The organism is Fictibacillus phosphorivorans, assembly GCF_001629705.1.
In the GTDB taxonomy this organism is placed as follows: Bacteria; Bacillota; Bacilli; order Bacillales; family Fictibacillaceae; genus Fictibacillus; species Fictibacillus phosphorivorans_A.
On record NZ_CP015378.1, the window covers coordinates 393038 to 406841 of the forward strand.

Below are 13804 nucleotides of genomic sequence, written 5' to 3' on the forward strand. Positions count from 1 at the left end.
AACAGTTGGTAACGGTTCAGGAATCGTATTCTCATTGTGAAGAGATCATTAAAGTTCATTCTAAAACCTTTTACAAAGCATTTTCATATTTACCAGAAGATAAGCGACGTGCCGTTTGGGCCGTGTACTCATTTTGCAGAACAGTCGATGACATTGTTGATGAGGGAGAGAGCCCTAAGGAAGAGCTAGCTGTCTTTAAGGCAGAGTTCAATCAGTTTCTTAAAGGTGAAATTCCTGCAGCCGAGCCAATGTGGATCGCACTGCAGGATGTTTTTCAAACCTTCGAGATGGATCATCAAGCCTTTTTAGATATGGTTAAAGGCCAAGAAATGGATCTGTATAAGACCCATTATGATACAGTCGAAGAGCTAGAGATCTATTCGTACCATGTTGCAAGTACTGTTGGCTTAATGCTTCTACCTATATTAGCTCCTGAACAAAAAGATCTGCTTCGCGAAGGAGCAATCGCACTCGGAATCGGCATGCAGTTTACAAATGTTTTACGAGATATTGCGGAAGATCTGGATCGTGACAGAGTGTATGTTCCATCCAAAGTGATGGCTGAACATGGTTATACGGAAGAAGATTTGAAGAATGAAGTGGTGGATGCTCGTTTTATTGGAGCATGGGAGAGTATAGCGCTTCGTGCAGAAGTCTTTTATGCAAAATTCAATGAAACGTTAGAGCACTATCCGATTGAATCACGAATGCCTGTACAGCTAGCAGCGATTTATTACCGAGAGATTCTAAACAAAGTTCGTAAGCAGAATTATAAAGTGTTTAATGGAAGAGCATTTGTATCAAGTGCTGAAAAAGGAGTTCTCTTGAAGCAGATCGCTGTGAAATAAATACCTAGATACTAGAAAAAGAGCTGAAAACCAGGTTGTTGCCTGTGTTATCAGCTCTTTTTGAATTTATAAGTTTCTGTTTAAGTTGGTCAAGTTCTTTGAGAGAGGGGTATAGAGCAGTGTAGTAAGAGCCGAATCATGTCGACTCGCCGATATATCTGTAAAACTCGCCGTATTACTTTTGAATCTCGCCGTATTAATTCATTAATTTCTAGAATTATAGGTGGAATTTCTAGTATTAACGGGCTGCATACCCTAGACGGTATATCCGTAAAGAGGTTACAAGTACAAACCTAGTTCATATTTAAGGAGTAAATGGACAAAGAAAGGGTTAAATCTTAGATAAATGCTCTTAAAAGGGAAAGACCATGAATAATACTATAAAAATAGCACCATGTGCTCCTCATCGTGAAAATGTCCATCCACTTTAAGGGCTTTTTCTTCATACCCGTATGTTTTAAAGCCGAGTGTAGTGTAAAGGTTCTTTGCTTTTTCATTGTTAGCTTCTACTGTTAAGTTCAGTTTCTCGAGAACAGATATACTTTTTGCGTGTTGGATAACAGCTTTCATGAGAGATCGTCCGACGCCTGCTTTACGATTCTCAGCGCTCACATACATGGCATAAATGTTTCCGCGGTGCTGCATCTTTAAAGCTTTTTCTTGTACTAACGTAACATTGCCGATCAGCTGATCTTCATCAAACATGCCGAACGTATAACTGCCTTCTTCTTGTAATCTGCTCGCTACTTCTTTTAGTGGGTCTTTTCTTTGTATCGCTTCTTCATAGCTTGAAGCGAACGCTTCTGGATTTGATTTTAATGCCTCAAGTCGAAGCTCCCAATATGCTTTCGCATCTTCGGGTTTTAAGAGCCGAATTTCCATGCGATATCCCCCAATGTTTTTAAAAATTAGTGTACCACAAAATGGAAAGAGTATGAAAGATGAATGTAAAAATGAGCAAACGCTTCGGGCGCGTTTGCTCGTTTTCATTGATTTATGATAATTGTTTGGGGACTGACCCCTTCAGCAGTTCACGGGCGACATTGCGGCCGCTCATGATGACCATCGGGGAGCCGCCTCCGGGATGTGTTGTACCTCCAGCAAAGTATAAATTAAGGATGTCTTTAGAACGATTAGAAGGCCGAAGGAACGTATTTTTACGTTCATTTGCTGATATACCATATAACGCCCCTCGAAATGCCCCAAACTTATCTTGTATGTCGTGAGGGGTTATCATCTTTTCATGAAGGATATGAGGTCTTATATGTAGACCGAACAATTCTAAGCGGTCGTAAATAAGATTTTTATAACGCTCATAACTCACCGCGTCTTCTTCTTTCGTCCCAGCTTGTATAGGTGGCGCGTTAACCAATATGAATAGGTTGTCGCCATCAGGAGAAACGGAAGGATCGGTTACCGATGAATTTGATATATAGATGGTTGGGTCATCAGGATATTCTCCGTTGAACAACATTTCGAATTCTCGTTTGTAATCATTCGAGAAATACACTTGATGATGCAACAGGTTATCTAACCGTTTGTTTAAGCCGACTAAAAGAACAAACGCAGAGATTGAAGCAGAATAACTCTCTACTTTCTTATTCTTCATAGAAGGTCTGTAGCGTTCTTCTACGAGTTTAGGGTACGCCTGAAGCAGGTCTCCGTTCATGACAACAGCATCGAACGCCACTTCATAACCATTAGAAAGGACTAAAGATTTTGCTTCTCCGTCTTTCACATTAATTTTTTTAACTTCTACCCCAGCATGCAAATGTACCCCAAGCTTTTCTGCTAATCGCACCATGCTTTCAGCGATTCTTACGTTACCGCCTTTTACGTAATAAACACCTTGAATCATTTCTAGATAAGCAATTAGAGAGAAGGTAGCAGGTGCTTGAAAGGGTGATGACCCTATGTAAGTGGCATACCGATTAAAGGTTTGCAGCAATAGCGGATGCTTAAAGTATTTATGATGAAAGCTGTCCATGGATTGCAGCGGTCTCACCTTTGTAAAAGCATTAAAAAGTGAGGGAGAAAGATAGTCTTTCATACTTGTAAAGGTCCTAGGAAAAAATTCTTTTTCTGCTAGATGATACAAACGAGTCACTTCAGAAAGATAGTCGTGATAGCGCTGTGCCGCATAGGGATCGAGTTTCTTCAATTGATTCATCACATGGTCCACATCAGTCGACATCTCAAAAATCTCGCCATTGCTACCAAAATTTCGAGTATGCGTATCTAATTTAATCCATTGGAAATAGTCTCTAGGATCCTCACCGGCATCCAAAAAAACCTCATCAAATATTTGAGGCATGGTGATGGTGTTCGGTCCGAAATCAAACGTGTGAGTACCTAAAGATACAGGCATCAGCTTCCCGCCAAAATGCTCGTTTTTTTCATATACATGAACCTCACAACCGTTTCTAGCAAGTGAGATACTTGCCGATAATCCGCCAAGGCCACCCCCGACGATTGCGATTTTTCTCATTGATAAGAACGTCCTTTCCATTCGTAGCCTTGCTTTTTCAGAGCTTTCCACATAGATGTATTTGCAAGCACGACTAACCCTAATGCAGATAACGGAATAGTGAAGGCTAGATAAGCTTTTTGTCCCGTTAACAGGTCGACGTATGCCTTTTGAATAACTGTAATGAAGTAAGGAAGCAACCATAACAGTTGTTCAGTGAATAAGCCGTATATGAAAAAAAACAAAGGAGCTATGTAAAATCCGGTATAAAAAAGAGATAAGAAAACAACGAGAAAGATGGAACGCCCGAGTCCAGGAAACAGGTTCTTCGTAAATCCATTCCATACTTCTTTGTTGGTCGAATACATATAACAAGAAACATATTTCGTTACATTAGCGAGAACAACTTTATAACCCGCTCTTTTCATGGTTTTGGCTAAGTCTACATCATCAACTAAAGAATTCTTAATGCTAGCATGACCACCTATAGCATGGTAATCCTTACTCTTAAACAACATGAATGCACCGTGTGCAGCTGTTGCTGGAGGCCATTTTGTAAAGTTTGCAAAAAGAAGCGGAAGATGAAATAAAATAACAAAATGTTGTAACGGTACAATCAGTTTTTCAAAAAATAAGGTTACAGGAAACTTCGGAAACCCAGATAATAGACTAGCTTTTCGCTTCTTCAATAATGCGAGTGAAGTCTCAATCGTATGGGGATGAAGTCGAACATCCGCATCAATAAACAAAAGATAATCACCTGTTGCACTTTGACTAAGCTGGTGACAGGCATGGACTTTTCCTGCCCAGCCAGAAGGAAGCTCCTTTCCTTGTAAAACGCTGAAACGGCTATCGTTATCGATGTGTTTTAATAGCAAGTTATAGGTTTCATCATCTGAATGATCGTCCAATATGGTAAAAGATATAGGGCGGTGCGTCAGTCCTTTTAAAGTGCTAACAAGACCCGCAACGTTATTCTCTTCATTACGCATCGGTACAAAAACAGCAACCCTCTCTGAATGAGAAGCCCTGAATGAGGGCTTTTTTAGAGAGGGTAAAAAGAGACTATTAAATAGGGTTGCTGCTAAAAAGAGTGTGGCAGCTGTAATAAATAGGAGTACCATGGATATCACCTTTCCCTTGGGCTGAAAGCTATATTGCGATTTAGAGAAAGTGGTTTATTGTTTATTCGATATAAACTCAACAAGATGATGCTAGCAAAAGTTACACCGACTGAAGCTAGATACAGCTCGGAAGTTATTCCTAATACCACGAACATGCTCGTGACCATCAAAAACACTGCGATCGTACGAGAATGCCAATAAGGATGCTGAGTGGTTGCAGTTTTCTTAGTAATATTCAATCCTGTAACTAAAGTGATATGAAAGAAGCTAGCTAAAAGAAACCAGCCAACAAAGTTTTGCAACGGTATTCCATAATAGATCCCAGACCCATCCCAGAACCAGTAACCTTTAACAAGGTATGCGACAGGATCGATTATTCCATCCATGACTACAGCAATAAGACCACCTGTAACAACATAGAGTGGTATTTTTATAGCTGTTTGACCTTTAAATGGTTTAACGATTCCACCAGCGATCGCGTGAGAGACAGCAATAATCATCACCCACGCGAATCCGATGGCAACTGGTACGCCTAACCATTGTAAACCGAGCTGATCGCTATAATTATACTGACCAAAAATCAAACCGGTCTTGACGCCGATACTCTCTGCTATGATACTTCCAAACAGAACGAAAAGAGTAAAAATAGCACCAAAGTTACCGTACGTTCGATAAAAGTAAAATCCTCCAAGAACACCGCATGCGATTAAAAACACACTGTTTGCCCACTCAAGAGCAGGAGGGAGAATATCAAAAACAAGAAGTATTAATCCTACGCTATACCAAAAGATAAAGAACCGAAAAAGGACTTTATCGATGGTGCCATGCTGCTGTGCTGTTTGCAATATTACCCGATCTCCTTTGAAACATTTTTTAAATCTTCACCTATTAAATCAGCCGTCAGCTGTCCTGATAGAGTTACCATTGGGACTCCGCCGCCAGGGTGTGTAGAGCCGCCTACAAAATATAGATTGTTAAATTGGTTGCTTCTACTCGGAATTTTAAATCCGCCGTTCATCTTACGGTCTGTTCGAATACCGTAGATGGAGCCACCGTTCGGTCCATATAGTTCTTTTAATGTGTCAGGTGTGAACGTGTATTCCCATTCAACATGCTGGCGAAGGTCTTTGGCTCCCATTCGCTCAAGCTTGTTTAAGACGAGTTCACGATAGCTCTCAAGGTTGCTTTCCCACGTTTCACCTTCTTTAAGAGGAGGCACGTGGGTGAGGACGAACCAGTTATCTTTTCCTTCAGGTGCCTGCGTCGGATCGGTTTTTGATGAGATTCCTACATAGACTGTAGGGTCATCTGCAAGAATTCCCGTGTTAAAGATTTGATCAAATTCTCTTTCCCCACTCTGAGAGAAGAAGAAGTTGTGATGTGCGAACTCATCATACTTTTTATCAACGCCAAGCAATAAGACAAGGCCAGAAACAGTAGGCTCATATTTACTGAGATCGTCAGCGGCTTTTTTAGCTTGAGGATGGTTCGAAAGAAGCGTCTTATAAGCTGGAATGGCTTCTAAGTTTGAAACAACGATATCTGCATACAGCTCTTCGCCGTTCTCAAGTTTAACCCCTTTAGCTGTAGTACCCTCTGTTAAGATTCCTACTACTTTTTGATTCGTTCGAACATCAACGTTATATTCTTTTAAAACACTTAAGATCGATTCAGCAATCTTGTACATTCCGCCTTCCACATAATAGATACCAAGGCCAAGCTGCACGTGAATCAGTTGAGAAAGAACGGCAGGTGCCTGATATGGGGAGGAACCGATATACATGATGAAGAAATTAAATAGTTGTTGAAGGTGTTTGTCTTTAATGAACTTTTTCGTTGCTTGGTCCATTGATTTCACAGGATCCATGGCAAGCAGTTCTTTGAAGCTGTGAAGAGTACGCAGATCATTCAATCCAGATAAACTTTTCTTATAGAAACTCTTCATGCTAAGTTCGTACATTTGGCTGCAATAATCTAGATACTTAAAGAATGAAGCAGCATCTTGCGGATTCACTTTATTGATTTCCTTCAGCATTTCTGGAAGGTCGCTCGTCACATCGATCACAGTGCCATCTTCAAAAAAGGTTCTCCACTGTGGCTCGATACGCTGGATGTTTATGTAATCGTGAATGTTCTTTCCAGCAGATTCGAACAGCTGTTCAAGCACCCATGGCATCGTTAAGATGGAAGGGCCGGTATCAAAGGTATAGCCTTTTCCAGAACGCTGATTGAGTTTACCACCGATACGTTCATTCTTTTCGAGTACAGTTACTTCATGTCCATCAGCTGCCAATCGAAGAGCTGCTGATAGGCCTCCAAGTCCGCCGCCTACAACTAAAACTTTTTTCTTCATCAAAATCCTCCTCGGTATTGGGATTGAAAGGTTAAGGTTGTTTCTTAGCTGTTGCTGTACGACTGTTCCTCTGTATTGTATAGTTTATGTACAACCATTGTAAAATTATTGAACGCTTTTTCAACATATTCAATAAGTGATTCTTTATTTTCAGTTCTTGACTGAATACAAAAATTCCTCTTTTTTTAAGAATTGTTTGAAAAAAGAATACAAAGCCAAAGCTGTAACTATAACTTTTTTCTAAAGGAGACAGTCGACATGTTTTCTACCCTGTTGTATCTATCGATCATGTGGCTTTGTGGATGGTTCATGCTATGGAATATTCGCACGCTAAATGCTAAGGGTCCCCATGAACCACATTCTGTTTCAGTTATTATTCCCGCAAGGAATGAGGAAGCAAACTTAAAAAATTTATTGCCGACGCTGAGTAACCAAAGTATAAAACTTCATGAAGTGATTGTTGTTAACGATGATTCTGAAGATCGAACAGAAGAAGTCGCTAGGGAGTTCGGTGTTACCGTTGTTAAGCCAGAACGTCTCCCAGCCGGTTGGTTAGGCAAACCATGGGCATGTTGGAATGGAGCAAAACATGCTACAGGTTCTTTATTGTTATTTTTAGATGCTGATCTAGAAATAGAGAGAGACGGAATTGAACGCTTATGCGCTGAATGGGAAAGAAGCGGGGGATTGATCAGTGTCCAACCGTTTCATCAGATGAAGAGTACCGGAGAAAAATTATCTTCGCTATTTAACATAATCGTTATGGCGGCCATGCAATGCTTTACGTTATTTCGAAACAAACCAGCTGGAGCGTTTGGTCCTTGTCTAATGATCGATAGAAAAACCTATACAGAAATCGGTGGTCATGAAGGGATTAGGCATCAAGTTCTTGAGCATATGGAAATGGGAAGAGTAGCTCTTAATCAAGATGTGAACGTTACTTGTTTCTCAGGATATAAGGCAGTTTATTTCAGAATGTATGCAGAAGGTCTTTCAGCACTATTTTCCGGGTGGTGTAAAAGTTTCGCGCTCGGTTCAGCGAAAACGCCACTCATGCCATTGGTGTTGACTGTGGCATGGATTACTGGAGGGATAAGTCTTGCTATCCAACTTCCTTTCTTAATGGTTCAAGATATAAGTGAAATAGTGATATGGGGAACCTTCTATCTGCTATATGCCGTTCAGATTAAGACCTTGATGAGGAGAATTGGAACGGATACGTTTCTTTCCGCTTTATCACACCCAGTTCATTTCTTGTTCTTTTCTGTGGTGTACATCTGGTCTTTTATTTTGAGTGTGATCAAAAAAGAAGTAAAGTGGAAAGGTAGAGAAATTTCGGTTTCTGAAAAAGGGGATGTGTAAATGCTGATTGAACTTTCTCCGTTTTGGACGGTAGTGATCAATATACTTGCTTGGCTCATCTTCCATTTAGCAGTGGCTTATATCATTCATCGAATTCCTTTTTCTAACTTTACAAAAAAAAGCAGATGGGACTCACCATTTACTTGGGAAAACAGTGGAGCATCGTATGAAAAAATAGGAATACGGAAATGGAAAACCATCTTGCCTGATGGTGGTGATTTTTATCGGGGAGGGTTCGCGAAGAAAACATTAGAAGGGGATTCTTCAGAGTATTTAGCTCGTTTTTTAGCAGAAACACGCCGTGCGGAATTAACGCATTGGCTGTCTATGCCGCCCGCTCTATTGTTTTTCTTGTGGAACCCTGTTTGGATCGGCAACATCATGATTGTGTATGCCGTTCTGTTTAATCTACCCTTTATCTTTATCCAAAGATATAACAGGTTCAGGCTGATTCGGATCCTGGATTTAAAGAATAAGACAATGGAACGGAAGAGGAGGAACGTTGTTGGATATTTCGAAGGACCTTACGGAAAAGCGGAAAACTGAACATATTAGAATTAGTTTGAACGAAGATGTTGAAGGTAAGAACATTACGACAGGACTTGAAAATTATCGATTCATGCCTAACGCATTGCCGGAGTTATCATTTGATGAAATCTCGCTTTCAACCACATTTTTAAATAAAGAGATGCGTACGCCTTTTTTGATATCTTCCATGACAGGTGGAACAGAAACGGCCTATCAAATAAATCAACAGTTAGCGATGGCAGCTCAAGAAAAAGGATGGGCGATCGGCCTAGGCTCCATGAGGGCTGCGGTTGAGAACGAGGATCTTGCTTATACGTTTCAGATTAGGAAGTATGCTCCTGATATTCCGATCATCGCGAACATTGGAGCGGTTCAGCTCAATTATGACTTTGGGATTGATCAGTGTAGGCAGGCGGTCGATATGGCTGAAGCAGACATGCTCGTTCTTCACTTGAATACATTACAAGAAGTGTTCCAGCCAGAAGGCGATACGAATTTTTTTCATTTGCTTTCTAAGATCGAAGAAATTGCAAATTCTCTTCATGTGCCAGTCGGTGTAAAAGAAGTAGGAATGGGAATCGACGAAAAAACCGCTGACCGCCTTACATCCGCGGGAATTCAATTTATTGATGTAGCGGGTGCAGGTGGAACGTCTTGGATACAAGTAGAGAGCTATCGTTCGAACGACAGCATTCGAAAAGAAGCAGCGGAAGCTTTTCTAGACTGGGGATTGCCGACTGCTGAAAGCATCCTCGCGGTCAGGAAAAATAATTTTTCCACTCCATTGATTGCAAGTGGGGGGCTCAAAAATGGTGTCGACGCTGCAAAAACGATTGCGTTAGGAGCTAATCTTGCTGGATTTGGTAGATTGCTTCTTCCATCAGCTGTGGAAAAGGACCTTGAAGCGCTGCTCGTACAGATGGAACGAATCGAATTTGAGATGCGTGCGGCCATGTTTGGTATAGGTGCAGGTCGTATAGAAGAACTCGCACATTCAGATCGTCTTATTAAGAAGATATAAAAAAAGCGCTCCTGTAGTCAGGAACGCTTTTTGTTTACCATTATTTTAATTCATCAAGTGTCTCTTCCATGTCATCAAATTGGTTTTGAACCTTTTTAGATGGATTTTTCGTTAATAAGCTTACAATGATAATGGCGATTAAGCTTAAGAAGAATCCAGGAATCATTTCATACACTTGTTCTTTTAAATCAGGGAACTGAACCCAAGTAAGAACTGTTACAGCACCAACGATGATACCTGCTAGAGCTCCCCATTTCGTCATCTTCTTCCAGAACAGGCTTAATAGGACGAGAGGTCCAAATGCTGAACCAAATCCTGCCCATGCATAGCCTACAAGGCTGAGAATAGTATCACTAGGGTTCAAGGACAACAATACTGCAATTACAGCTACAATTAGTACCGCAATACGTCCAATCATAACGAGTTCTTTCTGAGAAGCATTCTTCTTTAAGAATTGCTTATAAAAGTCTTCAGTAACAGAAGAAGAAGTTACTAACAACTGAGATGAGATGGTACTCATGATTGCAGCTAGTATGGCAGCTAATAAGAAACCAGTAATTAGCGGATGGAATAACAGATTCGCAAATTCGATAAATACGGTTTCAGGATCAGCGAGTTCTCTTCCTTCTCTAGCAAACCAGGCTACACCAATCAATCCTGTAAGAGAAGCACCGATAAGAGAGATTATCATCCAGCTCATACCGATTCTTCTTGCTGTTTTAATGTCTTTAACAGATGTGATAGCCATAAAACGAACGATAATATGTGGTTGACCGAAATAACCTAATCCCCAAGCTAATAACGAGATTAATCCAAGAGTGGTCAAACCTTTTGATACTTGAAGAAGGGTTGGATCAACACCGCGAATTGTATCAATTACTGTTTGTGAGTCACCAATGTCTGTAAATGCAACGATTGGCACTAAGATTAATGCGATGAACATGATACAGCCTTGCACGAAATCAGTCCAACTTACTGCAAGGAATCCACCAAATAGTGTATAAGCTACAACTACCCCAACCGTAATCAACATACCAGTTAGATAAGTTGTACCGAATGCACTTTCAAACAGCTTACCACCAGAAACAAGTCCAGCAGATGCATAAAGTGTGAAGAAGATAATAATAACCAGCCCAGAAACGATACGTAGAATTTTTTGTGTATCATTAAAGCGATTTTCAAGATAATCAGGAATCGTAATGGAATCATCCGCAACTTCTGTATACGTACGAAGGCGAGGTGCTACTAGAAGATAGTTTAAATAAGCACCAATTGTGAGTCCAACAGCAATCCAAATACTGCTTATTCCGTCAGTGAACATCGCACCCGGAATACCCATCATCATCCAACCACTCATATCAGATGCGCCAGCTGAAAGCGCAGTAACAGCAGGACCCAGTCCCCGTCCACCTAACATGTAGTCATTTAGATCAGATGTTTTTTTGTAAGCCCAGTACCCGATATAAAGCATACCGGCCATGTAAATAACTAAAGAAATAATAACTCCTGTTTGCATGTAAAAATTTCTCTCCTTTTCTTTTTTCATGAAATGGGTCATGTTAGTTTGCTCAACGGATGACTTGTTTATGAAAAAGTTGGCAGGTTGTTTCTTAGAGCTTTTTATTTGCAAAAAGAGCTTGCGAGGAATAGCAGAAAAAAACTTGAAGTTAAAAGCGCGGTCGATAAACGCATTAAAATCTTGCCAGATTCATTTGAAACCCAGCATCAACTACAAGAAAAAAGCAAAGCCGATGTGTGAATTGAAAATAGGTGGCATCCGTTTTGAGCAAAAAACGTGCCCACTTCTTTTCAGAACATGGTTAACACTATAACAAAAATTCTAAAAAGAATGCAAATCATAACCGAAAGATGCTATTCTGACAGGGTTAAGCTACAATAGAATGCAAAGACATTAGCCTAAGGAATGATACGGTTTTGAGTATTTTATTAGTTGAAAATCTATATAAAACATATGGTGAAAAAACGCTGTTTGACGATATCACATTTTCAATCAGCGACAAGCAAAGAATCGGACTCATCGGACCGAATGGAACAGGTAAGTCCTCATTATTAAAAGCAATAGCTGGGTTGGAACCTGCTGAACGAGGTACACTCTCTCATGCGAACACATTTCAGATCGAATATGTGGCGCAAGAACCAGAACTAGACGAGGAGTTATCCGTTTTAGATCAAATTTATTTCGGAAATTCTCTCATCATGAAGACGATGCGTGAATATGAACAAGCCTTACTTGATCTAGAATCTGACCCGTCGGACGAAAAGAAACTGAAGCGTTTGATGAACAGTCAACAAAAGATGGATGAGAATGAGGCATGGGAAGCAAACACCATCGCAAAAACGGTGCTCACAAAGCTTGGTCTTCGTGACTTTTCTCGTCAAGTGAAGCAATTAAGCGGTGGGCAAAAGAAGCGTGTGGCGATTGCAAAAGCACTCATTCAACCTGCAGATCTACTGATTCTGGACGAGCCTACAAACCATCTTGATAATGAAACGGTCGAGTGGCTGGAAACGTTCTTAGGAAACTATAAAGGCGCCTTATTAATGGTTACCCATGACCGTTATTTCCTAAACCGCGTAACTAACAACATCTTTGAGCTCGATAATGGAAAACTCTATGTGTACGAGGGAAATTACGAAACGTACTTAGAGAAAAAGGCGGAACGTGAAGAAATCGCGCTTCAGAACGAAGACAAGAGACAAAACACCCTTCGCCGCGAATTAGCGTGGTTACGTCGTGGTGCAAAAGCGCGAACTACAAAACAGAAAGCACGAATTCAACGTGTGGAAAGTTTGCAAGAAGAAACAGGCCTTTCCGTAAAAGGCTCTGTTGAGTTTGCGATCGGCTCACAACGACTTGGGAAAAAAGTGATTGAAGTTGAACGCTTGAGCAAAAGCTTAGACGGTAAAGAGCTAGTTAAAGACCTGGATTATTTAATTGTTCCGGGTGAACGACTTGGTATCATAGGACCGAACGGAAGCGGGAAAACTACTTTGTTAAATATGTTAGCAGGTAGAATGACTCCTGATTCAGGTAACGTTGAAGTAGGGGAAACGGTTAAGATCGGCTACTACACACAAGATCACGAAGAGCTCGACGGCAATTTGCGCGTTGTCGATTATATTAAAGAAACGGCGCAAGTCATCACAACAGTAGATGGTCAGACGATTACGGCTGAACAGATGCTCGAACGATTCCTGTTTCCTCGTTATATGCAATATACGTATATTCGTAAATTATCTGGTGGAGAGAAACGCCGTTTGTACATGCTAAAAGTGTTAATGGAAGAGCCGAACGTGTTGTTTTTGGATGAGCCAACAAATGATTTGGACATTCAAACGTTAGGAATTCTAGAAGAGTATTTAGAAAACTTCCCTGGCGTAGTGCTGACTGTTTCTCATGACCGCTACTTTTTAGACCGTGTCGTCGATCACCTCCTTGCATTCGAAGGTAACGCGAAGGTTATAAGGTTTCAAGGCAGTTACTCGGACTACATGGACGAGAAGAAAGAGCGTGATGAACGGGCCGCTGCTGTTAAGAAAGAGGCTTCGTCTGAAGAGGTGACTGAACCATCTTCACAGCATCGTAAAGAAAAGAAGAAAAAGCTGTCGTACAAAGATCAGCAAGATTGGGATACGATTGAAGAGCGAATCATGAACTTAGAAGAGAAAAAAGAGCATTATGAAGCAGAAATTGTTGCTGCAGGAAGCGATTTTGGCAAGATCAGCGAGCTTATGGCTGAGCAGAAGAAAGTAGAGAACGAGCTTGAAGCTGCGATGGAGCGATGGGAAGAGCTCTCTCTGTTAGTGGAAGAGCTGGATAGTTGATATGATTTGGTGGGCACCTCTTGCTGTTAGCAGGGGGTGTTTTTTTGTGGGGAGGGGGATTGGCGTTATTTGTCGAAAAGCCTATAAATGATTTTTGAAGGACTATAAAATTACTTGAAGGCCCATAAAATTTTCTGAAGGCCCATAACTAGAAGTTTAGGGCCTATAAAACCAAATTTAGGGTCTATAAAAATTTCTAATACTAAAAAAGGGTTATACACCATAGTTAGCGAATCAATTTTCATGTCCAAGTAT

Annotated in this window: 11 protein-coding genes; 5 read left to right on the plus strand and 6 right to left on the minus strand. The window is 40.7% G+C overall.

From position 1 onward, the window contains the following. The first annotated feature begins 5 nt into the window (after window positions 1-5). On the plus strand, window positions 6-848 hold the full coding sequence (locus ABE65_RS02085; protein ID WP_066390990.1) for a phytoene/squalene synthase family protein: 843 nt from the start codon (window positions 6-8) through the stop codon (window positions 846-848). A gap of 378 nt (window positions 849-1226) precedes the next feature. Here ABE65_RS02085 and ABE65_RS02090 read toward each other — a convergent pair whose 3' ends face one another. The 5 genes from ABE65_RS02090 to ABE65_RS02110 form a co-directional block, all read right to left on the minus strand. Continuing rightward, the gene (locus ABE65_RS02090; protein ID WP_066390991.1) at window positions 1227-1730 is read right to left on the minus strand and encodes a GNAT family N-acetyltransferase; all 504 of its coding nucleotides are present in this window, start codon (window positions 1728-1730) and stop codon (window positions 1227-1229) included. A gap of 112 nt (window positions 1731-1842) precedes the next feature. Then, on the minus strand, window positions 1843-3336 hold the full coding sequence (locus tag ABE65_RS02095) for a phytoene desaturase family protein (RefSeq protein ID WP_066390992.1): 1494 nt from the start codon (window positions 3334-3336) through the stop codon (window positions 1843-1845). Next, on the minus strand, window positions 3333-4439 hold the full coding sequence (locus tag ABE65_RS02100; protein ID WP_156499101.1) for a glycosyltransferase family 2 protein: 1107 nt from the start codon (window positions 4437-4439) through the stop codon (window positions 3333-3335). The genes ABE65_RS02095 and ABE65_RS02100 overlap by 4 nt, the downstream gene beginning before the upstream one ends. A gap of 5 nt (window positions 4440-4444) precedes the next feature. After that, window positions 4445-5284: a carotenoid biosynthesis protein gene (locus tag ABE65_RS02105; protein WP_197480330.1), complete on the minus strand. Its 840-nt coding sequence runs from the start codon at window positions 5282-5284 to the stop codon at window positions 4445-4447. A 2-nt stretch (window positions 5285-5286) separates the two neighbouring features. Then, window positions 5287-6792: a phytoene desaturase family protein gene (locus tag ABE65_RS02110; protein WP_066390994.1), complete on the minus strand. Its 1506-nt coding sequence runs from the start codon at window positions 6790-6792 to the stop codon at window positions 5287-5289. 258 nt (window positions 6793-7050) lie between these two features. Here ABE65_RS02110 and ABE65_RS02115 point away from each other — a divergent pair, with 258 nt between their 5' ends. Genes ABE65_RS02115 through fni form a run of 3 tightly spaced genes read left to right on the plus strand, consistent with a single transcriptional unit; the run spans window position 7051 to window position 9703 of the window. Next, entirely contained in the window at window positions 7051-8154 is a 1104-nt protein-coding gene (locus tag ABE65_RS02115) for a glycosyltransferase family 2 protein (protein WP_066390996.1), read from the plus strand. After that, window positions 8155-8700, plus strand: a complete 546-nt coding sequence (locus ABE65_RS02120; protein ID WP_066390999.1) for a glycosyl-4,4'-diaponeurosporenoate acyltransferase CrtO family protein — start codon at window positions 8155-8157, stop codon at window positions 8698-8700. After that, entirely contained in the window at window positions 8660-9703 is a 1044-nt protein-coding gene (gene fni / locus ABE65_RS02125; RefSeq protein ID WP_066391001.1) for a type 2 isopentenyl-diphosphate Delta-isomerase, read from the plus strand. Before ABE65_RS02120 ends, fni begins: the two co-directional genes overlap by 41 nt. Window positions 9704-9743: 40 nt before the next feature. Here the strand turns inward: fni and putP are convergent, their stop codons facing one another. Next, window positions 9744-11219, minus strand: a complete 1476-nt coding sequence (putP, locus tag ABE65_RS02130; protein ID WP_066391003.1) for a sodium/proline symporter PutP — start codon at window positions 11217-11219, stop codon at window positions 9744-9746. 419 nt (window positions 11220-11638) lie between these two features. On the opposite strand from putP, the gene ABE65_RS02140 reads away from it, so the two are divergent. Further along, window positions 11639-13549: an ABC-F family ATP-binding cassette domain-containing protein gene (locus ABE65_RS02140; RefSeq protein ID WP_066391007.1), complete on the plus strand. Its 1911-nt coding sequence runs from the start codon at window positions 11639-11641 to the stop codon at window positions 13547-13549. Window positions 13550-13804: the final 255 nt, after the last annotated feature.

Bases quoted from the DNA above. Each gene is read 5' to 3' on its own strand.
- ABE65_RS02090 (WP_066390991.1), bottom strand. From the start codon at position 1,730: ATGGAAATTCGGCTCTTAAAACCCGAAGATGCGAAAGCATATTGGGAG.
- ABE65_RS02095 (WP_066390992.1), bottom strand. From the start codon at position 3,336: ATGAGAAAAATCGCAATCGTCGGGGGTGGCCTTGGCGGATTATCGGCA.
- ABE65_RS02100 (WP_156499101.1), bottom strand. From the start codon at position 4,439: ATGGTACTCCTATTTATTACAGCTGCCACACTCTTTTTAGCAGCAACC.
- ABE65_RS02110 (WP_066390994.1), bottom strand. From the start codon at position 6,792: ATGAAGAAAAAAGTTTTAGTTGTAGGCGGCGGACTTGGAGGCCTATCA.
- ABE65_RS02115 (WP_066390996.1), top strand. From the start codon at position 7,051: ATGTTTTCTACCCTGTTGTATCTATCGATCATGTGGCTTTGTGGATGG.
- ABE65_RS02120 (WP_066390999.1), top strand. From the start codon at position 8,155: ATGCTGATTGAACTTTCTCCGTTTTGGACGGTAGTGATCAATATACTT.
- putP (WP_066391003.1), bottom strand. From the start codon at position 11,219: ATGCAAACAGGAGTTATTATTTCTTTAGTTATTTACATGGCCGGTATG.